The sequence below is a fragment of the Rhizobium subbaraonis genome, from assembly GCF_900220975.1.
In the GTDB taxonomy this organism is placed as follows: Bacteria; Pseudomonadota; Alphaproteobacteria; order Rhizobiales; family Rhizobiaceae; genus Mycoplana; species Mycoplana subbaraonis.
This window is the reverse complement of record NZ_OBQD01000020.1, coordinates 74,724-98,700: the sequence shown is the minus strand read 5'-3', so window position 1 is coordinate 98,700 and position 23,977 is coordinate 74,724. Positions and strand designations below refer to the sequence as shown.

Annotated in this window: 23 protein-coding genes and 1 pseudogene; 15 read left to right on the top strand and 9 right to left on the bottom strand. The window is 64.3% G+C overall.

What is annotated here, in order from left to right:
* Positions 1–288: 288 nt before the first annotated feature.
* Positions 289–618, bottom strand: a pseudogene (locus CRO48_RS25100) (IS6 family transposase); the annotation flags it as partial.
* A gap of 123 nt (positions 619–741) precedes the next feature.
* Positions 742–1,974: a LysR family transcriptional regulator gene (locus CRO48_RS25095; RefSeq protein WP_097142499.1), complete on the bottom strand. Its 1,233-nt coding sequence runs from the start codon at positions 1,972–1,974 to the stop codon at positions 742–744.
* Positions 1,975–2,086: 112 nt separating this feature from the next.
* On the opposite strand from CRO48_RS25095, the gene CRO48_RS25090 reads away from it, so the two are divergent.
* The 7 genes from CRO48_RS25090 to CRO48_RS25060 are packed head-to-tail and all read left to right on the top strand — an operon-like array spanning position 2,087 to position 8,557.
* Complete coding sequence (locus CRO48_RS25090; RefSeq protein ID WP_097142511.1) at positions 2,087–2,821, top strand: PIG-L deacetylase family protein; 735 nt, start codon at positions 2,087–2,089, stop codon at positions 2,819–2,821.
* A complete protein-coding gene (locus CRO48_RS25085; RefSeq protein WP_097142498.1) occupies positions 2,818–3,492 on the top strand; it encodes a 4-carboxy-4-hydroxy-2-oxoadipate aldolase/oxaloacetate decarboxylase in 675 nt (224 codons plus the stop codon). The genes CRO48_RS25090 and CRO48_RS25085 overlap by 4 nt, the downstream gene beginning before the upstream one ends.
* Before the next feature lie 47 nt (positions 3,493–3,539).
* Entirely contained in the window at positions 3,540–4,424 is an 885-nt protein-coding gene (locus CRO48_RS25080; RefSeq protein WP_097142497.1) for an NAD(P)-dependent oxidoreductase, read from the top strand.
* A gap of 1 nt (position 4,425) precedes the next feature.
* On the top strand, positions 4,426–5,940 hold the full coding sequence (locus CRO48_RS25075) for a tripartite tricarboxylate transporter permease (RefSeq protein WP_097142496.1): 1,515 nt from the start codon (positions 4,426–4,428) through the stop codon (positions 5,938–5,940).
* A 25-nt stretch (positions 5,941–5,965) separates the two neighbouring features.
* The gene (locus tag CRO48_RS25070) at positions 5,966–6,955 is read left to right on the top strand and encodes a tripartite tricarboxylate transporter substrate binding protein (protein WP_176526886.1); all 990 of its coding nucleotides are present in this window, start codon (positions 5,966–5,968) and stop codon (positions 6,953–6,955) included.
* On the top strand, positions 6,952–7,458 hold the full coding sequence (locus tag CRO48_RS25065) for a tripartite tricarboxylate transporter TctB family protein (protein WP_097142495.1): 507 nt from the start codon (positions 6,952–6,954) through the stop codon (positions 7,456–7,458). Before CRO48_RS25070 ends, CRO48_RS25065 begins: the two co-directional genes overlap by 4 nt.
* 31 nt (positions 7,459–7,489) lie before the next feature.
* Positions 7,490–8,557: a 4-oxalomesaconate tautomerase gene (locus CRO48_RS25060; RefSeq protein WP_097142494.1), complete on the top strand. Its 1,068-nt coding sequence runs from the start codon at positions 7,490–7,492 to the stop codon at positions 8,555–8,557.
* A gap of 267 nt (positions 8,558–8,824) precedes the next feature.
* On the opposite strand, the gene CRO48_RS25055 is transcribed toward CRO48_RS25060, so the two are convergent.
* Positions 8,825–9,649, bottom strand: coding sequence for an IclR family transcriptional regulator (locus CRO48_RS25055; protein ID WP_097142493.1), 825 nt, complete (start codon positions 9,647–9,649; stop codon positions 8,825–8,827).
* Between the two features lie 153 nt (positions 9,650–9,802).
* Between CRO48_RS25055 and CRO48_RS25050 the strand changes: the two genes are divergently transcribed.
* From CRO48_RS25050 to CRO48_RS25025, 6 genes are all read left to right on the top strand, one after another.
* Positions 9,803–10,576, top strand: coding sequence for an enoyl-CoA hydratase/isomerase family protein (locus CRO48_RS25050; RefSeq protein ID WP_097142492.1), 774 nt, complete (start codon positions 9,803–9,805; stop codon positions 10,574–10,576).
* A gap of 59 nt (positions 10,577–10,635) precedes the next feature.
* Positions 10,636–11,712, top strand: a complete 1,077-nt coding sequence (locus CRO48_RS25045; protein ID WP_097142491.1) for a polyamine ABC transporter substrate-binding protein — start codon at positions 10,636–10,638, stop codon at positions 11,710–11,712.
* A 12-nt stretch (positions 11,713–11,724) separates the two neighbouring features.
* Positions 11,725–12,804 (top strand): ABC transporter ATP-binding protein, encoded by a 1,080-nt coding sequence (locus tag CRO48_RS25040; RefSeq protein ID WP_097142490.1) that lies wholly within the window; start codon positions 11,725–11,727, stop codon positions 12,802–12,804.
* A complete protein-coding gene (locus CRO48_RS25035; protein ID WP_097142489.1) occupies positions 12,801–14,573 on the top strand; it encodes an ABC transporter permease subunit in 1,773 nt (590 codons plus the stop codon). Before CRO48_RS25040 ends, CRO48_RS25035 begins: the two co-directional genes overlap by 4 nt.
* A gap of 14 nt (positions 14,574–14,587) precedes the next feature.
* Positions 14,588–16,117, top strand: coding sequence for an AMP-binding protein (locus CRO48_RS25030; protein WP_097142488.1), 1,530 nt, complete (start codon positions 14,588–14,590; stop codon positions 16,115–16,117).
* 637 nt (positions 16,118–16,754) lie between these two features.
* Positions 16,755–17,219 (top strand): Lrp/AsnC ligand binding domain-containing protein, encoded by a 465-nt coding sequence (locus CRO48_RS25025; protein ID WP_097142487.1) that lies wholly within the window; start codon positions 16,755–16,757, stop codon positions 17,217–17,219.
* Positions 17,220–17,352: 133 nt separating this feature from the next.
* Here the strand turns inward: CRO48_RS25025 and CRO48_RS25020 are convergent, their stop codons facing one another.
* The 6 genes from CRO48_RS25020 to CRO48_RS24995 all read right to left on the bottom strand — a co-directional run bounded on the left by CRO48_RS25020 (position 17,353) and on the right by CRO48_RS24995 (position 22,259).
* Entirely contained in the window at positions 17,353–18,078 is a 726-nt protein-coding gene (locus tag CRO48_RS25020; protein WP_097142486.1) for an ABC transporter ATP-binding protein, read from the bottom strand.
* Positions 18,075–18,833 (bottom strand): ABC transporter ATP-binding protein, encoded by a 759-nt coding sequence (locus CRO48_RS25015; RefSeq protein ID WP_097142485.1) that lies wholly within the window; start codon positions 18,831–18,833, stop codon positions 18,075–18,077. The genes CRO48_RS25020 and CRO48_RS25015 overlap by 4 nt, the downstream gene beginning before the upstream one ends.
* A complete protein-coding gene (locus CRO48_RS25010) occupies positions 18,823–19,713 on the bottom strand; it encodes a branched-chain amino acid ABC transporter permease (RefSeq protein ID WP_097142484.1) in 891 nt (296 codons plus the stop codon). The genes CRO48_RS25015 and CRO48_RS25010 overlap by 11 nt, the downstream gene beginning before the upstream one ends.
* Complete coding sequence (locus CRO48_RS25005; RefSeq protein WP_097142483.1) at positions 19,706–20,599, bottom strand: branched-chain amino acid ABC transporter permease; 894 nt, start codon at positions 20,597–20,599, stop codon at positions 19,706–19,708. The genes CRO48_RS25010 and CRO48_RS25005 overlap by 8 nt, the downstream gene beginning before the upstream one ends.
* A gap of 91 nt (positions 20,600–20,690) precedes the next feature.
* Positions 20,691–21,806 (bottom strand): ABC transporter substrate-binding protein, encoded by a 1,116-nt coding sequence (locus CRO48_RS25000; protein WP_097142482.1) that lies wholly within the window; start codon positions 21,804–21,806, stop codon positions 20,691–20,693.
* Positions 21,807–21,989: 183 nt separating this feature from the next.
* The gene (locus CRO48_RS24995; protein ID WP_097142481.1) at positions 21,990–22,259 is read right to left on the bottom strand and encodes a hypothetical protein; all 270 of its coding nucleotides are present in this window, start codon (positions 22,257–22,259) and stop codon (positions 21,990–21,992) included.
* A 238-nt stretch (positions 22,260–22,497) separates the two neighbouring features.
* Between CRO48_RS24995 and CRO48_RS24990 the strand changes: the two genes are divergently transcribed.
* Positions 22,498–22,998 carry a gamma-glutamylcyclotransferase family protein gene (locus CRO48_RS24990; protein WP_097142480.1) on the top strand — a complete coding sequence of 167 codons (501 nt, stop codon included), beginning with the start codon at positions 22,498–22,500 and terminating at the stop codon, positions 22,996–22,998.
* A gap of 99 nt (positions 22,999–23,097) precedes the next feature.
* Complete coding sequence (locus tag CRO48_RS24985) at positions 23,098–23,967, top strand: ABC transporter substrate-binding protein (protein ID WP_097142479.1); 870 nt, start codon at positions 23,098–23,100, stop codon at positions 23,965–23,967.
* The last annotated feature ends 10 nt before the right edge of the window (positions 23,968–23,977 follow it).

Sequence of the window (23,977 nt, the reverse complement as noted above, 5' to 3'; positions counted from 1 at the left end):
TACGTCTATGGCGACGTCAACGGCGACGGCAAGGCCGACTTCGTCATCCACATCGACAGCCTCGTGAACCTCAAGGAAGGGGACTTCCTGCTGTAACGGCAGCATGCATTGCATCATTCGAAAGCAGGGAGCGGCCGTCAGGGGCGCTCCCTGCAGCCTTTTCATCGGATCGCTTGCCGCCCGGCGGAGCGCTTGCGGCTCGGCGTCGGGCGTTGCCCAAACGGAGCGCGGACGCTTGGGGATCTCAGGTTAATCGGGACGAGTGCACAGCCGACAGCCTCGGAATGATCATATGGTTGTCCCGGTCACGCCCCTCCGATGTGCCATCGCCCTGAGACGATGCAGGTGGACGTCGATGGCTGCCTTTTTCAGGTGAGCTGGGAGGAAGAGATTTCGGACCGCGAGACGACTGACGAAACGTTGCAACGCAGTCGATGAACGGAACCGCTGCATCACCCGCTCCCGCTTCCGCGGCGGAAGGCGCGAGTTTTCGGCGCGGTTGTTCAGCACCTTGTGCGATCGATGCTCTACCGTCGGGGTGATCTGGCGCCGTGCAGCGCCACAAGAGCGGACCTTGTCGGCGACACCGCGCTCCAGCAGCATCTCCTCGACCAGACGCGGGCTCAGCGGAAAGCGCAGTGGCTCGTGACAGTGAGGTGGTCGCAAATCTTTCACCCGCGGTTAACCTGAGATCACCCAACCCACACACTGATAGTGCGCCAGAACCAAATCTCTCTGTCCTCAAGAATCGGCCAGAGTTGGCTGCGATCTCAGCTGCTCCAGAAAACGGGACTGCAGCCCGCTCGGCAGCCAGTTTTCGCGCATGGTGATGCCAATCGTCCGCGTGCCGAGACGATGGCGCACATCCTCGGCAACGGGGATGCATTTGAGCAGGCCCTCTCGTTCTTCGATGGCGATCTGTCGGCGGGAAAGCATGGACAGGCGGTCACTCTCCAGGATCACGGCGCGCGTGAGAACGAGGGAGCTCGTCTCGATGCTGGCACGGGGAGGGGTGGAGCACTTCTCGAACAAGGCGTCGAATGCTGCTCGGATCGGGGTTCCCGGTCGCTGGGCCACCCATTCCTGCCGCGCAAGGTCATCGAGAGACGCCTCAAGATCGCGCGCCAGAAGGGGATGCCCGGGCCGCCCGACGATCGCATAGGGATCGTCGAACAGCGCTTCTGTCCTCAGGCCGGCAAGATCGTTTCCCGAGCGCAGTGCGCCGACGAGGATGTCGCTTGCGCCTATGCGCAGTTGCTGGGAGAGGAGCTCGTAGGACCCGTCGGCGATCTCGACCCGGGCGTTGGGATGGGCCGCCAGCAGCGGGTTGATCGCGCGGGCGAGCAACAGGGTGCGGGCAAGTGGCAGGCTGGCGATCTTGATGCGTCCCTCCATTCGGCCTTCGAGTTCCCGCAATTCATCGACCGCCTGTTCAAGCTCGGTCAGGGCCACGCGCCACCGCATGGCGAGCCTCTGGCCGACCGCGTTCGGCGCCACGCCGCTCGGGCTGCGGACAAGGATCGCCTTTCCGACGTTCGCCTGCAATTCGTGAAGGGTCCGGTGCAGCGCTGCGGGCGAGGCGCCGCCACTGCGGGCGGCCTCCGTTATGGAGCCGCTGCCGGAAAGCGCGATCAGGGCCTCGATCTGGCGAAAGCCGATGCGGGCCAGCGCCTTGGAAAGCAGGGCCGGGTCGCGCTGCAAACTAGCGCCGAGAGCCTGGCCGAGCGCGGCGCTGAGCTGGTCGTCCATGCGGCGCAACCGGGCCAGCAGCACCTCGCCGGCCGCCGTCGGCTGGCTGCCAGCGGCATACCGGTCGAGGAGCCTGGTGCCGAAGTGGGCCTCGATGCCGGCCAACGCCACCGTGACGGAAGGCTGTGACACGTTCAGTTCGGCCGCGGCACGGTTAAGGCTGCCGGTCGCGCAGACTTGCATGAAGAGACGCAGGTGGCGAAGGTTGAGGTTAGTGGCGATCATGCTGTTCCCTAAGACGGATTCGCAAAAAGCTATAACACGGCGCAGCTTTCGTATTAGCACCGTGCCCCCGATCGGTGCCAGTGTCGCCATCGAAAATCGGAGGAGCATGGATATGCAGAACAAGACCGGACTCGTCGTCAGCGCACACTCGGCGGACTTCGTCTGGAGGGCCGGCGGCGCGATCGCGGCGCATGCACGGCAGGGTTACGACGTCACCGTCGTCTGCCTGTCGTTCGGGGAGCGGGGCGAGTCGGCAAAGCTGTGGCGCAAGCCCGGCATGACTCTTGAGGCCGTGAAAGCGGACCGCCGCCGCGAGGCGGAAAATGCGGCCCGGGCGCTCGGCGTCCACGATATCCAGTTCTATGATCTCGGCGACTATCCCATGCAGGTCACACCGGCAGCCTTCGACCGGCTGGTCGATCTCTATCGCGCCCTCCGCCCGGAATTCATGCTGACGCATTCGCGGCAGGATCCTTACAACTTCGACCATCCGATGGCGACCGAGTTCGCCCAGCATGCGCGGGTCATCGCCCAGGCGCATGGCCATAAGCCCGAGACGCCGGTGCTCGGTGCCCCGCCTGTCTATCTGTTCGAGCCGCATCAGCCGGAGCAGTGTAACTGGAAGCCTAATTTCCTTCTGGACATCAGCGAGGTCTGGGAGAAGAAGCTGGCGGCGATCAAGTGCATGGAGGGGCAGGAGCACCTCTGGGAATATTATACCCGGGTGGCCCTCCAGCGCGGCGTCCAGGCCTCTCGCAATTCCGACCACAAGATTGTCTATGGCGAGGCCTATGAAGCGGTGTTCCCGCATGTGACGGGCACGCTCGGCCATGGAGCACTGGCATGAGCGTCGTCTATCGCACGATCGACCGTGCACCGCTCGACACCGTGAACGGCCTTGCGGAATGCGGGGTGGCAACGGTGCATGAAGCCATGGGGCGCGTCGGCCTGATGCAGTCACATATGCGCCCCATCTGGCGCGGCGCGCGGGTTGCGGGCACGGCGGTGACCGTCTCGATCCCGCCGGCGGACAACTGGATGATCCATGTTGCGGTGGAACAGTGCCGCGAGGGCGATATTCTCGTCGTCGCCCCCACCTCGCCGTGCGACGCCGGCTATTTCGGGGAACTGCTCGCGACGTCGCTCAAGGTGCGTGGCGTGCGCGGCCTGGTGATCGAGGCCGGCGTACGCGATGTCGCGGAGCTTGAGGCGATGGGCTTTCCCGTCTGGTCACGTTTCATCTCCGCGCAGGGTACGGTGAAGGCGACACTGGGTTCCGTCAACATTCCGATCGTCTGTGCCGGTGCCGCGATCACGCCCGGCGACGTCATCATCGCCGACGACGACGGGGTGATGGTCGTGCCGAGGGCCAAGGCGGGAACTGCGCTGGAGGCATCGCGGGCAAGGCTCGACAAGGAGCAGCAGACCCGCGCGCGACTTGCCGCCGGCGAACTCGGCCTGGACATCTACAAGATGCGCGAGACGCTTGCGGCAAAGGGGCTGACCTACATCGATTGATTGGAAGCCGGGAAAGGTGGAGGAACCTTTTCCGCACGGGAGGACGAATGACCACGATAGCTTTCATCGGCTTCGGCGAGGCGGCGCAATCCATCGCCGGCGGCCTCAGCGGCCGCAACGCCGCGCGGCTTGCCGCCTACGACCTGCGTTTCAAGGATCCGGCAGCTTCTGCCGCACTGCGCGATATCGCCGCGCAGAGGCGCGTCGAACCGCTAGACGACATTGCCGGTATCGCCTCGGCAGATGTCGTCCTGTCACTCGTCGTCGGTGCGGCGACCAAGGCCGTCGCGGCGTCGGCAGCGCCGTATCTTTCGCAGCAGGCGATCTTCATCGACCTGAACTCCGTCGGTCCCGACACCAAGGCGCTGGCTGCAAAGGAGATCGCGACCGGCAAGGGAAGCTTCGTCGAAGGCGCCGTCATGGCGCGCGTACCGCCGTATGGGGAAAAGGTGCCGATCCTGGTTGCCGGCAAGCGGGCGGGCGAGGTCGCCGAGCGGCTGAATGCGCTTGGAATGAACCTCGAAGCCGTGGGCGATACGCCCGGACAGGCCTCGTCGTTGAAAATGATCCGCTCCGTCATGATCAAGGGTGTGGAAGCCCTCCTGATCGAGGCGTTGTCCTCGGCGGAGCGCGCCGGCGTCACCGAACGCATCCTCGATTCCGTTGGGCAAACCTTTCCCGGGCTCGACTGGCGACAGGTTGCGGACTACTACCTGTCGCGCACCTTCGAACATGGCGCACGGCGGGTGACCGAGATGACCGAGGCGGCCGAAACCATCGAGACGCTCGGGTTGAAGGCATGCATGTCGCGGGCCGCCTGCGAGACGATCGCAGCCGCCCATGCGGCGATGAAGGATCAGGGCCTTGCCGTGACGGACGGTTACCGCGGTTTCGTACCAGTGCTGGCGCGCCGCCTGGCAAAGGATCTCTGAGATGGACGGCATTCTTCAGTCGCTTGGCGTCATCTTCTCCTTTTCGGGCCTGGCGGTCCTCATCATCGGTGCCCTGCTCGGCATCGTCATCGGCGCCCTGCCGGGCCTCGGCCCGTCGATCGGGCTGAGCCTGCTCATCCCCTTCACCTACAATCTCGGCCCCGAGCTCAGCATGCTGATGATGATCTCGCTTTATACGTCGGCCGAATATGGCGGGTCGATCAGCGCGATTCTGCTCTCGACACCCGGCACGGCGGCGGCGGCCGCGACCGCCATCGACGGTTACGCCATGGCGCGCAAGGGCAAGGCGAACGAGGCGATCTCGATCTCGCTGACCGCTTCCACCGTAGGCGGTGTGTTCGGCGGACTGGCCCTGCTGCTGCTGGCCATGCCGCTGGCATCGCTCGCCCTCAAATTCGGCCCGGCGGGCTATTTCGCCGTCGGCATCTTTGGCCTCACCTCGGTCGCTGCCCTGTCCGGCGGCTCGCTGGTGAAGGGCCTTATCTGCGCGGCCTTCGGGCTCGCGCTTGCGACGATCGGGATCGATCCGATCGCGGGCACGCCGCGCTTCACCTTCGGCCTGTTCGAACTCTACGAAGGCGTGCCGTTCCTCGCCGCACTCATCGGTCTCTTCGCCGTGTCGGAAGCGCTTGCCATGATCGAGAGCCGTGTCGTTGCAGCCCCTGTCATCAAGGACAAGGTCGGCCATGTCTTCATGTCAGGCGCGCTGTGGAAGGAGACCTGGCGGTCCATGCTTTCAGGCTCGGTGATCGGCACCCTGCTCGGCATTCTCCCCGGCGTCGGCGGCAACATCGCCTGTTGGGTCGCCCGCGACTATGCGCGGGCTCGCGATCGCCATCCGCAGGAATTTGGCAAGGGGTCGGCCAACGGAATCGCGGCGCCGGAAGCCTCCAACAACGCGACGGTCGGTGGTGCACTCGTTCCGCTGCTCGCACTCGGCGTGCCGGGGTCGCCGACGACCGCCATAATGGTCGGCGCATTGATCATGCATGGCCTGCATCCCGGTCCCCAGCTTTTTACCGAAGCGCCGTCGCTGGTCTATGCGATCCTCTTCGGCACGATCATCGCGTCGCTGGTGCAGTATGCCGCGGGCTCCCTGTTCCTGCCGCTGATGGCGCGGGTGATGCGCCTGCCGGATGCGGTCATCGCCGTCGGCATCATGGCCTTTGCCGTGCTCGGCGCCTTCGCCATCCGAAACCTGATGTTCGACGTCTACCTTATGCTCGGCTTCGGCGTGGTCGGCTATCTGATGAAGAAGCTCCGCTTCCCCGTCGCGCCCATCATCCTTGCCATGGTGCTGGGTTACCTCGTGGAATCCAACTACCGCACGGCGCTGGTTTCCTCGCAGGGCGACTACATGATTTTCATAACCGACCCCGTCAGCCTGCTGTTCCTCGTGCTCAGCCTCGTCAGCCTGCTGACGCCGCTGTGGCGCCGGCTCCAGGCACGCCGCATGCGCCGGCTCGAAGGAACGGCGAACGGCGCGGCGCACTAGACACCGTATCAATGGAGGAGAAGACATGACGATAAACAGAAGAACGTTCGGCACGCGAATGGCCGGGGCGGCCCTGGGACTGGCGCTTGCGCTTTCGAGCGTCGCCCTGCCAAATCCTGCCGCCGCAGCAGGCTTCCCGGAAAAGGCTGTGACGCTGGTGGTCTGGGCGGGTGCTGGAGGAGCGCTCGATACCTATGGCCGCAAGCTGGCCGAGCTTCTGGAAAAGGAGTCCGGCTGGACCGTGAAGGTCGACAACCGGCCGGGCGGCAGCGGCGCGGTCGGTGTTTCCCAGATCATGACGCAGCCAGCGGATGGCTACAATATCCTTGTATTCACCGGAACGCTGACCTTCGGTATCGCCCAGGGGCTGATCCCCTTTGAACTCAAGGACTTCCGCATGCTGCGCGCCATGCAGTCGGAGCCGTCCTCGCTGGCTGTCCTGTCCGACAGTCCGTTCAAGTCGGTGGACGACTTCGTGAAATACATGAAGGAAAATCCGAGCGGGCTGAAGGTCGGCGGTCATGCGCCCGGCGGTTTCCACCAGTACATGCTCTATCAGCTGATGAAATCGGGCGGTTTCGAAAGCGGCTGGATACCGCATGACGCCTCGGGCAAGGTGACGCTCGCCCTGCTCGGCAAGCATATTGACGCCGCGATGATGACGCCGTCGACCGGACTGGCTCAGGTCAAGAGTGGCGATATCCGGCTGCTCGGCATCTCCACCGACAAGCGCAGCGAATTCCTGCCCGACGTGCCGACCTTCAAGGAGCTCGGCTATGACGTCGAGGGTGCGGTCTGGCGTGGCATCGCCGTGAAGGCCGGAACGCCGGATGACGTCGTCGGCACCATCCAGGCCGCGGTGGACAAGGTCACGGCCTCCGAGGACTGGAAGAAATTCCAGACAGAGCAGTTGCAGGACAGTCCCGACTGGAAGGAGGAGGAATTCACCGAACGCGCCGAAAGCGATCTCGCCAGCCAGCTCGAGTTCCTCAAGGCGAACGGATACGCCCAATGACAAACCAGGCTTCGGCTGTTCCGGGTTCCAATCTCTCCCCCGCGCCGGGGGGAGAGGCCACCCGCAAGCACTTCTGGCAGAACCTCGTCGCCGCCTGCATCGCCATCGCCTGGAATGCGGGCTTCCTCTTCATGAGCCTTGGGCTGCCGGCCGGCCATTCACGCGGCGATGTCGGGCCGGGCTCGCTGCCCATGCAGGTGTCCGTCTTCGGGCTCGTCGTTTCGGTTGTCTACCTGGTTCAAGTCCTGCGCGGCATCGACTTCGGCGGGTCGAGCGAGAAGATCGACGTGGCGCGCGTGGCCGGCCTGCTCGGCATTTTCGTCGCCGTGGCACTCAGCGCGAACTGGATCGGGCTGGCGCTTTGCCTCGGCATCGGCACGGGAGTGGCGACGCTGCTTTTCCCAGGCGAAAGGCCCCTGGTGCGGGCGCTCGCGACAGGCGCCGGCTTCTGGCTGATCGCCTGGGGGCTTTTCGGCAAGCTGCTCGAGCTTCCACTTCCCTGACCCGGACCATAGATCGATAGGAGTGACGGATATGACGCCGGATGGCATCCCTTGCATGATGATGAGAGGCGGCACGTCGAAGGGGGCCTATTTCCTTGCCGACGACCTGCCTTCGGACCCGGCAGAACGCGACCGGCTCCTACTGCGCATCATGGGCTCGCCGGACGCCCGCCAGATCGACGGCATCGGCGGCGCGGATCCTCTCACCAGCAAGGTGGCCGTCGTGCGGGCCTCGGCGCGCCCGGGCTTCGATGTCGATTTCCTGTTCCTCCAGGTCTTCGTCGACCAACCGCTCGTCAGCGACGGCCAGAACTGCGGCAACATTCTTGCCGGCGTCGGCGCATTTGCCGTCGAGCGCGGGCTGGTGGAGGCCGGCGAAGGCGAAACCGCCATCCGCATCTACATGGAGAACACGGCGCAATCCGCCGTGGCGCGCATCCGCACGAAAGGCGGCCGACCCGTCTATGCCGGCGAGGCGCACATCGACGGGGTGCCCGGATCGTCGGCGCCCGTCTACCTTGCCTTCACGGATGCCGCCGGTTCGAGTTGCGGTGCCCTGCTGCCGACTGGATCGGCCGCGACGGAGATCGAGGGTGTTACCTGTACGTTGATCGATAACGGTATGCCCGTCGTTGTGATGCGCGCTGCGGATTTCGGCCTGACCGGCTATGAAAGCCGCGAGGAACTGGAGGCGAACGAGGCCGCCAGGGCGCGCATCGAACGCATCCGGCTCGCCGCTGGCCCCCTGATGAACCTTGGCGATGTCGCGAAGAAGTCCGTTCCCAAGATGACGCTCGTCGCCCCGCCGACCGGGGGTGGTGCCATCATGACCCGCAGCTTCATTCCCCACCGCGTGCACGCGTCCATCGGGGTCTTCGGTGCGCTCAGCGTGGCAACGGCCTGCATGTTCCCGGATAGTCCCGTCGCAGCCCTGGCCGCGCTTCCCGACGGCGATGCCAAGACGGTCGCCGTCGAACATCCGACCGGCAACCTGGAAATTCTCCTGCTGCTCGACGCGGATGCGCCGGGTGGCTTGAAAGAGTGCTCGTTCCTGCGCACGGCTCGCAAGCTCTTCGACGGTCGAGTATTTGCGGAGTAGCTTCCGCGGGCGAGCGGTGTATTGAGGGGGGAGGGTTGCAGAGGCGGCGGATGGTTTCGCCATGATCTGCAAGCCTCCACCTTGTTTCGCGGATCTCGTCGCGTCCAAAAGGTTGGCGGTCAACGCGGCGATCTGCCGTTCACCCAGGCCGGTGGCCACTCCATTTCACCTGATCGGCAGTCTTTACGACCGGACTTCGATCGCCGTCACCCCGAACCCGGCCTCTGGAGAGCGGGAGACGATGGTCGCCGGGCCCTGCGCTGTCACTTACCTTCGGGCGCCGCCGGCCATTGAGATGGATCGTGCAGCGGCCGTCACCAGCGCGGAAAACCGCTGTTCGGTTTCCTCTGGCGCGTAGCGACTGCGCGATACCGCAATGTTGATCGCACCGTAGGGTTTTCCGTTCGCGTCGAGCACCGGTGCGGCGACCGAAAGGTCTCCGTGAAAATATTCCTCGAAAGCGGTGGCGTAGCCCCGCAGCGCAGATTTTTTCAGCTTCTCCCGCAGCGCGTCCAACTCCCAAGTGGTGTGGGGGGTATAGGGGTGAAGATGGGACCTTTCCAGGACCCCATAGGCGTCCTTCTCCGGCAGGGACGAGAGGATGGCGATCCCCGGGGCGGTACAATAGGCGGGCAGCCGTGTGCCGGTGATGACGTCGTTGTTCAGCACGTGACGGCTCATGAAGCGCGAGACGAAAACGATGTCCGTATCGTCGAGAACCGTGAGGTTGACCGTTTCCTCCGTCTCCTTGCTGAGATGCAGAAGATAGGGCATGCCACGCTCCACCAGGCTGCTCGCCCGTGTGTAATGATAGCCGAAATCCAGCGACTTCACGGTCAGTTCAAACCGCCTCGTATCGGTGTCCTTGCTGAGATAGCCAAGCTTCGTCAACGTATGGGTGAAGCGCTGCGCAGCACTCATGTCGAGACCGGCCTCGTCGGCAATCTGCGACAGGCTGAGATTGGGTCGCGTGCCGTCGAAGGCCCTCAGCACCCTGAAGGCCTTCTCCACCGATTGCACCAGCAGCGGATCGCGATCCTCGCCCGAAGCCTCGATTCCGTCCGCTGTCGCCTTGTCTGACCTGCGCGCCATCTGTCCCCGCAATCGCTTCCCTCGCCGCACATACCGATAGCAGAACCATCGCATCGCGGAAAAGCTTCTTGACATAAAAAATATATATGAACACACTATTCCATATTAGTTATTGCATTGCAATAGTTACTGCATCGAAACGGAGAGAGAAACATGGATCGCTTCATCCTGACGGAACAGCACGGCGAGGTCGGCGTCATCACCCTGAACCGCCCGGAAATCCTGAATGCCTGGCACAGCGCGATGCGCAAGCAACTGGTCGAGGCGTTCCAGGCTTTCGAGAAGGACGAGGGGATCCGCGCGATCATCCTCACCGGCGCCGGAGACCGTGCCTTCAGTGCCGGCCAGGACCTGAACGAGACCAAGACCTTCGACGCCGAGCGCGGCAAGGAATGGGTCGGCGAGTGGGAGCGTCTCTATGACGCGATGCGCTCGCTGTCGAAGCCGCTGATCGCGGCGCTGAACGGCGTGGCCGCCGGCTCGGCCTTCCAGGTCGCGCTGCTCTGCGACTTCCGCATCGGCCATCCGGGCGTGCGCATGGGCCAGCCCGAAATCAATTCCGGCATCGCCAGCACCACCGGCCCCTGGATCATGCGCGAGATCATCGGTCTCGCCCGCACCATCGACCTGACGCTGAGCGGCCGCCTGATGGAATCGGACGAGTGCCATGCGATCGGCATCATCAACCGCATCGTGCCGCAGGAAAAAGTCATGGAAGAGTCGCTTGCGCTTGCGCGCGAACTCGCGGCAAAGCCGCCGGTCGCCATGCGTCTGGACAAGCAGCGCTTCAAGGAAATGACCGAAGCCGGGTTCCGCGACTGCCTCGAAGCGGGTGTCCGCATCCAGCGGGAGGCGTATGCTTCCGGTGAACCGGCGCGGATGATGGAGCTCTTCCTCGCTGAGCGCGCCGCCAGAAAGGCAAGCTGACAGGTCGGGAAGCCGTCCCGGGAGGCGGCGCAACAATCCACAAACCAGAGGGTAAGAGAATGACCAACGACAAGCGAATGCTGATTGACCGCCGCAACCTGCTGAAAATCGGAGGCGGCCTCGGCGTAGCGCTGGCCGCTCCCACCATCCTGACGAGAACGGCATGGGCCAATGAACAGCTCACCGTGGCAGATCCCGGTGGACCCTACGGCCCCGGCTACCGCAAGGCCTTCTACGATCCCTTCGAAAAGGCGACCGGCATCAAGGTCATCAACGTCGCCCGCGACGCCGAGCCGACCGCCCAGTTCCGCGCGATGGTCGAGACCCAGTCCTACAGCTGGGACGTCTGCACGCTGACGCTTTCGGCGCGCGACATTCTCGAAAAGCGCGACCTTCTGGAGCCGATCAACCTCACTGCTGCCGACGCACCCGGCCTGATGCCGGATTCGCTGACGCCGGTCTGGCTCGGCATCGACGTGTACTCGACCATCATGGCCTATCGCACCGACAAGTTCGATGCAGCCAAGGCGCCGGCGTCGTGGACGGACTTCTGGAATGTCGAGAAGTTTCCCGGCCGCCGTGCGCTCCGCAAGAACCCGATCGATACGCTGGAACAGGCTCTGCTTGCCGATGGCGTGGCCCTCGACCAGCTCTATCCGCTCGACATCGAGCGCGCCTATGCGAGCCTGGAGAAGATCAAGCCGCATGTCGACGTCTGGTGGACCGGCGGCGCCCAGTCGAGCCAGCTTATCCAGAGCGGCGAGGTGGACCTGATCGCACTGTGGAACGCCCGAGCCCAGGCCGTCATCGACGGTGGCGCGCCGGTCAAGATCGTCTGGAACCAGGGTCTTTACTCGATCGAAGGCTGGGGCATTCCCAAGGGCTCGCCACGCGCGGAAATCGCCCGCCAGTTCGTGAAGTTCTGCGCCGATCCGAAGCAGCAGGCGGTCTTCACCGAATTCCTCGCCTACGGCCCGACGAACCTGAAGGCCTACGACAGCATCCCGGCCGAGCGGGCGGCAGCTCTGCCGACGTCCGAGGCGAACCTGAAGCTCATGACCATTGCGCGTGAAGACTGGTGGAGCGCCCATCGTTCGGAAATGACGGAACGGTTCAACGCCTGGATCCTCGGTTAAGGGAGAAAACTCATGCTCGCCAAGCCCGATCAAGCCAATCAGCCAAAGCTCCTCGTCGATGGACTGGCAAAAAGCTACGGCCCTGCCGTTGCGCTCAAGCCCACGCATCTTGCGGTCGAACCGGGCGAGTTCCTGACGCTTCTCGGGCCTTCGGGCTCCGGCAAGACGACCTTGCTGCAGATGGTCAGCGGACTGGTCGCCCCCACGCAGGGGCGGCTGTTCATCGACGGAAGGGACGAGACCCAAACGCCGGTCCACAAGCGCGATATCGGCCTCGTCTTCCAGCACTATGCCCTGTTTCCGCACCTGACGGTGGCCGAGAACATCGGCTTTCCGTTGAAAATGCGGGGCCTCAGCTCCGCCGATATCCAGAAGCAGGTCGCGGGCGCACTGGAGATGGTGCAGCTCGGCCACCTGGCCGGCCGGTTCCCGCGCGAGCTCTCGGGTGGCCAGCAGCAGCGCGTCGCCCTCGCACGTTGTTTCGTCTACAAGCCCGCCATCATCCTGATGGACGAGCCGCTCGGCGCTCTCGACAAGAAACTGCGCGAGCACATGCAGTTCGAAATCAAGGACCTGCACCGCAAGACCGGTGCGACGATCATCTACGTCACGCACGACCAGGAAGAAGCGCTGGCGCTCTCGGATCGCATCTGCCTGATGAACCATGCCCGCGTCGAGCAGATCGGGCCGCCGCACGAAATCTATGCGCGTCCGCGCACCGCGTTTGCCGCGGATTTCATCGGCATCTCCAATATATTCCGGGGTCGCGTCGAGTGCGGTGCCGACGGCGCAACGCATCTCGCCACCGCCAGCGGCCGCCTGCGGATCGACGGCGACAACCTTGCAAATGACGCAGAAATGGCGCTCGTCGTACGGCCGGAGCATATCGAGCTCGGCTCTGCCGGCGAAAACGAAGTTCGCGGAAACGTGGCCGAGATCGTCTATGCCGGATCGGAAACCCGACTCCTCGTCGAGGTCGCCGCGGACGAGCGCGTGACCGTCCGCGTCCTGCCGGGCAAGCCGCTGCCTAAGCTTGGCGAGAACATTACGCTGAGCTGGAAGCCCGAAGCAGCCGTACTGGTGACGCCATGACCACGACCGCTGTTTCGCACGCCGTTTCGCCCGCACCCCGCCGCTTCCGCTTCGGCCCGCTCTGGTTGGCCGCACCGGGCCTTGCCTTCCTCGCCGTGTTTTTCCTCGTTCCCGTGGCGCGGTTGATGGGGCTCAGCCTCGAGGACGCCGATACCGGCGCGCTGACGATGGCGCACTACGCGCGCATCTTCGATACCGACGTCTATTTCCGCGTCCTGCTGATTACCTTCCGCATCGCCGCGCTGACGACGCTTTTCTCGCTTCTTTTCGGTTATCCGCTGGCCTACTGGCTGGCACGCCTGCCGGAGCACAGGCGCGGCACGATGATCCTGCTGGTCATGGTCCCGTTCTGGACCAGCTATCTCGTCAAGAGCTTTGCCTGGGTCATCGTTCTCGGACGCACCGGCGTCATCAACCAGATCGGCATGGGAACGGGCCTTCTGAGCGAGCCGCTTGAGCTGTTGCACAACGAGTTCGGGGTGATGGTCGGCATGGTGCATGCCATGACGCCACTCGCCGTGCTGACCATGCTGCCGGTGATGACGGGTATCGACCGCAGGTTGACGCAGGCCTCCGGTACGCTTGGAGCGACGCCTGCCAAGGGCTTCTGGCTTGTCTATTTCCCGTTGTCGCTGCCCGGTGCCGCGGCGGCAGGATTGCTGACCTTCATCTCCTCGCTCGGGTTTTTCATCGTCCCGGCGCTGCTTGGCGGCCGCCAGCAGACCATGCTGGCCCAGCTCATCATCGTGCAGGTGCAGGAGATCCTGAACTGGGCTTTCGCTGGCGCTCTGGCGGCTTTGATGCTGACAACGGCTCTCGTCACGTGCTGGCTCTATGACCGTGTCTTCGGGCTTTCCAGCCTTTCAGGCGAGCCTTCGGATGGAAAATCCGGGCGCAAGGGCGTGCTGCGGGGGCTCGGACTGGCTGTTCTGGACGCATTGGCCGGCGTCAGCAGCGCCGTCAGCACCGGCGCCAATCGGGTGCTGGGGCAGGCGGTCTCCACGCGCATGCTGGCGTTCTACTGTGCGCTGATGTTCGCCTTCCTGATGCTGCCGACACTCGTTGTGCTGCCAATCGGCTTCACCAGTTCGCAGTTCCTCGAGTTCCCGCCGCCGGGCTATGGCCTTGACTGGTTCCGCACCTATTTCACGTCCGATCTCTGGGTCGCAGCAACGATCCGCTCGTTCGGCGTGGCGTTTGCGACCGCCATCGTCGCGACCGCGATCGGCGGTTTCGCGGCCCTGGCGCTTGCCCGGTCCAACTCGCGCTGGCGCGGCCTCATCTTCGCGCTCTTCCTCGCCCCGATGATCGTGCCGCGCATCGTCATCGCCGTCGGCCTGTTCTACCTGTTCGCCCAGATGGGGCTCGTGGCAACCGACGTCGGCCTGGTTATCGGCCATACCGTCCTGGCGCTGCCGTTTGCCTTCGTTGCCATCGCCGCCGTGCTGAAGAGCTACGACTGGCGCCTCGATCAGGCCGCAGCCACACTGGGTGCGAACAGGGTCCAGGCATTGCGCTTCGTCACGGTCCCGCTGATCAAGAGCGGCCTGACCGCCGCCTTCCTCTTCGCGTTCATCACGTCTTTCGATGAGCTGACGGTCGCGATCTTCGTCAGCGGCGGCGTCAAGACGACCCTGCCCAAGCAGATGTGGGACGACATGATCCTCCAGCTCAATCCGACGCTGGCCGCGGTCTCCGTCGTCGTCTTCATCGTCGTGACGACACTTCTCCTTGCAGCGGAACGACTCCGCCGCTCCTCCCAAGCATAGATAGAGTGCCTCCCATGACTGTATCGATCGAAGGCTTCATCGGAAGCTTCAAGACCAAGGCTGCCCGCGTGCCCGACCAGGTGTTCGCGCAGTTCAACGGCGAGCCGATCACCTTCGGCCTGCTGGATGCGATGTCCGGCAACTTTGCCGCCGAGCTGCGCCGGCGTGGGCTGAAGCCCGGCGACCGCATCGCAGTGATGATGCGCAACTCGCGCTTCTCGCTTGCCGTCCTCTTCGGCCTCGCCAAGGCCGGCGTCGTCTGGGTCCCGGTCAACGCCCAGCTTCGCGGCGAGGGGCTGCGCTACATCCTGGAGCATTGCGAGCCCGGTGCCGTCGTCTGCGACGCCGATCTGACGCAGACCGTCCGGGACTGCGGTGCGGCGATCGATCGGGGCGCGATAATCGTCGCGGGGGATGAAACCTCTTCCGGTGCACTCGAGGCGATCCTCAACATGGATGCGAGTTTCGACGCGCCCGCACCTGCCGCCAACGACCTCTTTGCGATCATGTACACGTCGGGTACCACCGGGCGGCCGAAGGGCGTGCTCGTGACCCACGGCATGATCCGTCTCGCCGGCGAGGCTGTGCGCACGCTTTCGCTCGCAAAGGCCGGCGACGTGTTCTTCGTCTGGGAGCCGCTCTATCACATCGGCGGGGCACAGCTCATCGTCCTGCCGATCATCGACGATATAAAGCTCGCAATGGTCGACCGCTTCTCCGCCAGCCGCTTCTGGGATCAGGTCCGCACCTACGGCGCGACGCACATCCATTATCTCGGCGGCATTCCGCAGATCCTCCTGAAGCAGCCGGAAAGCGAGCTGGACAAGAAGCACCCCGTTCGGATCGCCTGGGGCGGCGGCTGCCCGAAGGAGGTCTGGCCGCTGTTCAGCGAACGCTTCGGCGTCGAGATGCGTGAATGCTACGGCATGACCGAGGCATCGAGCATCACGACCTGCAACGACAACGGCGTCGTCGGCGCGGTCGGCCGGGCGATGCCTTGGTTCACCGTCGAGATCCTCGACGAGAACGGCAAGCCTGTGCCGGTCGGCGAGAAGGGCGAGATCGTCGTCCGCACGTCCCTGGAGGGTGCCTTGTTCAAGGGTTATCTGCGCAATCAGGAAGCCACGGAAAAGGCGCTGCGCAACGGCGCGCTGCACACCGGCGACTCGGGCTCCTTCGACGCGGACGGCAATCTCTGGTTCCACGGTCGCCTGACGGACAGCGTCCGCTGCAAGGGCGAGAACGTGTCCGCGTGGGAAGTGGAGCACGTCGTTGCCTCTTATCCGGCGGTGGAAGACTGCGCCATGATCGGCGTTGCCGCCGAGATCGGCGAGCAGGACATCAAGCTCTTCGTCAAGCCGAAGCTCGGTAGCGCGATCGTGCCCGCTGAGCTTTCCATCTGGCTCGGCGAACGGCTGGCAGCCTACCAGAACCCGCGCTACATCGCGGTGGTCGACGAGTTCGAGCGCACGCCCAGCCAGCGGATCATGAAGCACAAGCTGCCGACCGGGCTGAACAATTGCTGGGACCGGCTGGCCATGTGAGTTGCAGCGCACGCTTGGCCAGCGCGCGGAAAGGTCGGCCAGCGACCATGCTGCCTGCTAGGGAGTAAACACTCCAATAGGCACGCGATATCGTTTCGCAGGCTGAGGCGCAACGCCTCGAACACCACCTGCCGCTGTTGTCGGTGAGCGCGACGCACCTGCGTCGCGTCATCCGCATCGGTCTGGCAGGATGCAACATCCTCGGCCGCCGTCATCTGCTTGCCATGGTATCATATGACGGCGTCGAGACGACAATGACCTCCGTCCGGCTTCGCCGCCGAGGACGGCCGTTCCTGGGCCGCAGGCGCCGCGAGAGCTCGAATGATCCCAAATTTGCAGTGGGCGGTCCTCCCTCCCGCCATGGCGTCCACAGCGCATGTGCCTTGTCGCGACGATGATGGCGTCAGCCTGACATGTCGCCGGGAGGTGGTTTTGGCGACAGACCATTCGTTGGGGCTACCGACGGCGGCTGCAATCGTCGTCGGACGTGCGAGCCGGGCGCATCATTTCCGTGGATGCGACAGCATGACCGCCGCTTCGTCGGTCTCGGGGTTGAAAATGCCAACCTCCGGTCTTGAACGCTCGGATCTGTTAATATACGAGACAATATATGTCAGGTTTTTGAGAGCTTCACCCGTTGGCCCTGGACAAGATCGATCGCCGGATACTCACCATCCTGCAGACGGATGGACGCATCTCCAATTCCGACCTCGCCCAGCGTGTTGGCATACCCGCCACATCGATGAGTGACCGTTTCAAGCGGCTGCAGCGCCAGGGTTTCATCACCGGCTTCGCCGCTCGGCTCGATCCGATCCTGATGGGGCTCGATCTCCTCGTCTTCATCGAGGTGCTGCTCGACAAGACGACGCCGGACGTCTTCGAGAAGTTCGCCCAGGCGGTGCGCAAGGCGCCCGAGGTCATCGAATGCCACATGGTGGCGGGTGGCTTCGACTACCTCGTCAAGACCCGCCTGACGAACATGGTGTCCTACCGGCGCTTCCTCGGCGAGGTGGTTCTGGCCTGGCCCGGCGTGTGCGAGACGCGCACCTACGCCGTCATGGAAGAGATCAAGAACGACAGCCCGCTGCCGATCCTGCTCTGACGCCGACGCTGCTTGCGATGCCGCTGCGACGTGCAACCGGCAGCCGGAATCTTGAGATGCGCCGTCAGGCCTGCGACCTTTTCCGTCACAGGCCTGACGGCGCACCCGGCGCATGCGCGCAGCCCGGTCCGCCTCACTCGGCGTGGACTTCCCCGCCGAGGTAGAGCTTGCGCATGGCCGGATCTTCCAGGAGATCCGATGCCTTCGCCGTCATCGCCACCTGGCCAAGCGAGAGCACGTAGGCGCGGTCGGCAATGCCGAGCGCCTCGAAGGCGTTCTGCTCCACCATGAGGATACACATCCCTTCGCTGTCGCGGATCGCGCCGATCGCATCGAAAACCTCGTGCATCATCAGGGGCGAGAGGCCGGCCGAGGGCTCGTCGAGCAGCAGGATCTCGGGGCCGGCGATCAGCGCGCGGGCGAGCGAGAGGATCTGCCGCTCGCCGCCCGAGAGGGCGGACGCCTTACGGTTCTTCTTGCCGGCCAGCGCAGGGTATTGATCCATCAGCGCGGCGAAGCGCTTTTCCTTCTCCGCCTTTGCGAGCTGGCGGGCACCGAGCAGGATGTTCTCGGCGACCGTCAGCGTGCCGAAGACGTTGTCGGTCTGCGGCACGTAGCCGACCTTGTGATGGCGCACCTTCTCGTGGATGGGCACGGCGGTCACGTCGGTGCCGCCGAAGGTGATGCTGCCGGCGCGCGGGCGCACATAGCCCGCAATCGTCTTCAAGAGGGTCGACTTGCCGCATCCGTTCGGGCCGAGGATGGTGACGATCTCCCGGCGGTCGGCGGAAAGCGAGATTCCGGTGAGGATGTCGGCCCCGTCGCCGTATCCGGCCCTGATGTCCTTTGCTTCAATCACAGGGCCACCTTTCCTTTCTCGACGGCCTTGCCGAGGTAGGCCTCGACGACGCGCGCGTTGTCTTCCAGTTCGCGCGGCGCGCAGTCGGCGATGATCTCGCCGCGGTCCAGCACCACGCAGCGCGAGCAGAGCTCGCGGATGAACAGCATGTCGTGCTCGACGACGAGGATGGCGACGCCCTTGTCACGGTACCGCTTCAGGATCGTTACCATGTCAGAGCGGAGGTTCGGGTGGACGCCCGCGGTCGGCTCGTCCAGGCACAGCAGCTTCGGCTTGCTGCGCAAGGCGGTTGCGACCGACAGGAGCTTCTTTTGCCCGCCGGAAAGCGCGCTTGCCGGCAGGTCCGCGACATGCGTCAGCCGGAACGACTCCAGAAGCTCGTCCAGCTCGTCGTCGAAGCGGAACGGCTTGAGCATCGAGGCGAGGCTTGCGTTGCCGCTCGCGCCTGCCTGGAGCACTTCGCGCACGGTCATGCGGTGCGGCATCGAGGGCAGCTGGAACGTGCGGACAAGCCCATGCCCGGTGATGCGCTGCGCCGAAACGTTGGTGATGTTGTCGCCCTGAAGCCGGATCTCGCCGCCATCCGACGGCAGGAAGCCGGAGATGACGTTGAGGGCCGTGCTCTTGCCAGAGCCGTTGGGCCCGAGCAGGCCGACGATCTCGCCGGCACTGACGCCGAAGCTGATGCGGTCGAGCACCTTGTGGGCGCCGAAGGCCTTTGAGACATCCTTGAGTTCCAGAAGCTTACCGGCCATTGCTGCCTCCTACTTTCTCGGGGAAGAGCCCCTTCGGCCGCCACAGAAGGAAGGCGAGCAGCCCGCCGCCGACGATGATGAGCCGGGCGGCGGCGACGAAGTCGGTCGGCAGGTCCAGCGCGTCCTTGACGAAGGGCACGTAGGCCATGGCGAACTGCATGAGGAAGGCGCCGGCGATGACGCCGCGGTTGTTGGCGATGCCGCCGATGATGACCATCGACCAGATCAGGAAGGTCTCGGGCGAGACGAGCTGGTCCGGCCCGACGAAGGTCAGGTAATGCGCATAGAGGAAGCCGGCGAAGGCGGCGATGGCCGCACTGACGAGCATCACCACACGGCGGATCCGGTCGAGATCGTAGCCGAGCGAGCGGGCCAGCTGCGGCTCCTCGCGCATCAGCTTCATCGACAGGCCGAAGGCGCTTTTCACCAGGCGCTGGCAGAAGAGCCAGACGAGCGCGAGCACGGCGGCATAGAGGGCAAGCCGCGCCACGCCGTCATAGGGCTTCAGGCCGGCAAACAGCAGCGGCAGGCCGGATATGCCCTGCGCGCCGCCGGTCAGCGCTTGCTCGTTGGTGACCGATATGCGGATGATCTCGGCGATCGAGAGCGTCGCGATGCCCCAGTAGTCGCTGGAAAGCTTGCGGCCGAGCCGGGCGTAGAAGAGCCCGAGCAGGGCTGCCATGGCGATGCCGGCGGGCAGGCCGAGAAGCGGATGCCAGCCCATGCCGCTTGCCAGTGCTGCGCCATACGTGCCGCAGCCGAACAGCGCGATCAGGCCGAAGTTGACGAGCCCGGTGAAGCCCGCCTGCAGGTTGAGACTGAGGGCCAGCACGCCGTAGAGGCAGGCGATCGAGGCCACGTGGATGAAGAAGTCAAACACGGCTCACCTCGCTGACGAAAAGACCCCTCGGACGGAAGAGCAGGAAGATTACCAGGATCGCGAAGGAGGCGACCGGGGCGTAGCTCGCCGGAAGGAAATAGAAATCCGCGCCGACGAGGGGGCCGACGTTGGTGTTGGTGACGACGGTCTCGGCTGCGGCAATCACGATGGCGCCGACGACGGCGCCGAGAGCGTTGCCGAGCCCGCCGAGGATGGCGGCGGCAAAGACCGGCAGCAGCATGTTGGTGCCGAGGTCGATGCTGACGCTGCCGCGCATGGCGAGCGTGATGCCGCCCAGCGCCGCCAGCATGCCGGAGAGGAAGACGACGACATTGGTGACGCGGCGGGTATCGATGCCCGTGGCGGCGGCGAGTACGCCGTTGGTGGCGGTCGCCCGCATCTCGCGGCCGAGGCTCGTCCTGAACAGGACCAGCGCGAACAGGCCAAGCGAAATGGCGGTGACGACGAGTGTGGTGATCTGGTGGTCGGTGATCCGCGCGCCGAGGATGCGCATGGCCGGCGTGACCTCCAGCTTGAAGCGGTAGGCGGTCGGCCCGTAGGTCAAGAGGAACACCGCCGACAGGATCATGCTCAGCGCCAGCGAGCCGATCAGGGCGATGGCGGAATCGACCTTCAGCAGCCGCTCGAAGATCAGCACGTTGAAGAGAACGGCGAGCAGGCCCACGAACAGGGCTGCGAGCAGGCCGGCGAGGAGGATGGGGAGGCCGGCGGCATGCAGCGACATGGCGACGAAGGCGCCGACGACCGCATACTGCACGAGCGCGACATTGGGAAACTTGATCAGCGAGTAGACGGCGCTCAGCGCGACGGCAATGAGCGCCAGGTCGACCGACCTGATCAAGGTATCGAAGATGAATTGAAACATGGATAAGTCCGTCTGTTGGCGGCGGGCTTCAAGAGCGCTCGAGGCGCTGCGAAAAAGGGGGCGCCGTTGCCAGCAGCCCCCTCTGTTCGAATTACTCGTAGGCGACGAGCTTTTCGCCCTCGACCTTGAACTTCAGGTAGGGCTGGTGCGTGCGCTGGCCGTCGGCATCGAGCTTGATCTCGCCGGTCGCGCCCTTCACGCCTTCCTTGCCGAGGTCTTCGATGGCCTTCAGGACAGCGGCCTTGTCGGTGCTGCCGGCCTTGTTCAGAGCTGCGGCGGCGAACAGGACCGCGTCATGGGCGTAGCCGCCGTAGGCCGACAGGAACGTCTCGCCATAGGCGGTCTCGTACTCGCTCTTGTAGGAGTCCCCGTCTTCGCCGATGTAGCCGACGTCCATGCCGATCAGGCCCTTCTTGAACTCGGCCGGCGTATCCTTGTTCATCATCGTGATGAGGATCGAGTACCAGGGCTTGCCTTCCTGCATGCCGAGCTCGAAGGCTTCCTGCATGATCAGCGCGCCCTCGGTGCCATAGGCGGTGAAGACGTATGCGTCCGGCTCGGCGGCCTCTACCTGCTGCAGTTCGCGGCGATAGGTGGACTGGCCGATCGTGTACATCACGGTCGTTGCGACCTCGCCGCCCTTGGCGGTGAAGTGCTTCTTGAACTCCTCGGCGACGCCCTGGCCGAAGGCGTTGTTCATCGCCAGCACGGCGACCTTCTTCCAGCCATGGTCGAGGACGTCCTGGGCTGCGAATTCGGTCGAGACGTTGTCGAGGCCGACGACGCTGTAGGACGTGGCGCCGATGTCGCGCACCAGGCCGCTGGTCGAGGCCGGATTGATGTGCGGCATGCCTTCCTGGACGAGGTACTGTCCGAGCGGGATCGTGTTGCCCGAGGAGTACTCGCCGATGACGATCGGCACCTTGTCGACCGACACGAGCTTCTTGGCGGCGTCGATCGCCGTCTGCGGCTTGCCGCCGGAATCCTCGACGATCACCTTCAACTGCTTTCCGAGCACGCCGCCGTTGGCGTTGACCTGCTTGACGGCCAGCTCGATGCCCCGGCTCTGGTCCTTGCCGGTCGTGGCGCTGGCGCCGGACAGCGGAATGACCGCACCGATGGTTATGTCCTCAGCCATGGCCGGCGCGATGCCGACGAGGCCGCCAAAAAGCGCTGCGAACGCCGCTGCGAATGCTGTTGTTTTCATTGTTCACCCTCTCTCCGTTCCGTTGCGGGGACGGGTGAAATCTAGGCTGCCTGCGATCGTAGAAATATACGAATAATCTGACACTTGCTCGGAGGCTGCGTATCCCGGCGGCGCTCCTTTCGTGTTTTCTCCGAGGATGCCGCTGAAATTCCATCGGGTGTCGGATGCGGCGATTCATGTGGCTCAGGTCGGCCCTGGAAGGCGGGCAGTCACCTTCCAGCCATTGCCGGTTCGTGCGAGCCGCCAGCGCTTCGCCGGTATGTCCGTGCCCCGCACCGTCCGGTAGGGTGAAACCGACAGGATGATATCGGGGCCGTCGCCGACTTGGGAGCCGCGCGCGATGCTGCCGTCGCTGAACTCGACCGTCGCGTCTGCCGCCGCATCGCTCCGATCGCCTTCGATGCTGACCCTGCAACCGGGAAAGGCATGGGTGTGGTGGAAGCTGAACTGCATCGAACACCTCCGGATCCATCGCAAGGCACCGACGTGCAGGCCCCGCCAACCGCTGCGTGCGTTCTGCCTTTTCAAATCGCAATCGAGCCTGCTTGACAAGATATACGGTAAAATATACGAACAAATATACGAACGATTGGGAGGCGGCTTGAGACATCGCAAGTCGGTGCCGATCCTTCGATAGAATCCTTCAGCAGAGAGGCGGCGCGAAAATGCCCCGCCCGGAAAGAGGTTACGTATGTACTATTTCGCCTATTGCACCTGGCTGCACGACATCGAAATCGCCCGGTTCATGCCGCAGGCAAAGGCCGTGACCAAGGGCTATGCCGCCAATCACGCGCTACGCTTCCATGCTGCCGGCGACCGTACCGATCGCGGCTGGTGCCACTTCCTCAACACCGCGGAAGCCTATGGCAACAAGGCGTTCGGCGTCGTGTTCGAGCACGATCCGAAGCACTTCGAGGAAGACTATGACGATTTCGAGCGTTGCTGCGTCACGGTCTACGGCGACGATGGCAAGAGCTACGACTGCTGGACCTACCGTCTGATCACCCCCGGTATCGCGATGCGTCCGCCGAACTTCTACTGGGAGCATATTCCGGCCGGTCTGAAGCAGTGGGGCTTCCCACAGGACTACATCGACCAGGTCAATGCGGTCTTCGAGGCTGCCGCGCCTTGCCCGCGCGCCGACCGCCCCAATCCGTCGAACATCCCGGGACGCGGCGCCGACACGCGCTAACCGCGAGCGATCGCCCGGTGATCGAATGTGGAGGGCGGCGGAATCATGTCGCCTTCCCCTGCCGCTCAACCATAATGTCAATGAAAAGGGGAATCAGAAATGAAAGCAGGAAATACAGCCAAGGGCCTTGCCGTCGCGGCACTCGCGATGTTTGTGGCGGGCACGGCGCTCGCCCAGGATGCGGCCTCGCTCGTCCCGTCCGAAATCAGGGATCGGGGGACCCTGAAGGTCGGCTCTCAGCAGACCTTCCCGCCGATCGAGTTCCGCGAGCCGGGCAGCCAGGAGGTTTCCGGCGCCAGCGCCGATCTCCTGCGCGAGATCGCCAAGCGCCTGAAGCTCGAACTCACCTTCGTCCAGGCCGAATACGCAGCCCTGATCCCCGGCATCGAGGCCAAGCGCTTCGACATGGCTTCGGGCGGCATCAGCGATACCGAGGAGCGCGAACAGAAGCTCGATTTCGTCAACTACATGCAGTCCGGCGGTAGCATGATGGTCCGTGCCGAGGACGATGCGAACTACAAGACCATCGCCGACTTCTGCGGCAAGTCGGTCGCCACGCTTCTCGGCAGCCGCGTGATCATGGAGAAGGTGGAAGCTGCCTCGGCCGAATGCGTCGCAGGCGGCAAGGAGGCGATCCGCGCCGAGCAACTGCCGTCCGCCCCCGATGCCCGCATGCAGCTCGACCTGAAGCGCGTCGACGCCTATCTCGGCGACTTCCCGGCGCTCGCCTACATGGGCACCCAGTTCCCCGGCAAGTACGCCATCGTCGGCGGCAACTACATCCTGACCCCCTACATCACCTCATGGGGCTTCGCCAAGGATCAGGCGGCGCTGCGCGATGCCGTGAAGAAGGCAACGGACGAGATGCTTGCCGACGGCAGCTACAAGCAGATCATGGACAAATGGGGTGTTGGTGGCGGCGCACTGGCCGAGATCACCATCAACCTGCCGGCAAGCAAGCGTAACTGAGATACAGCAG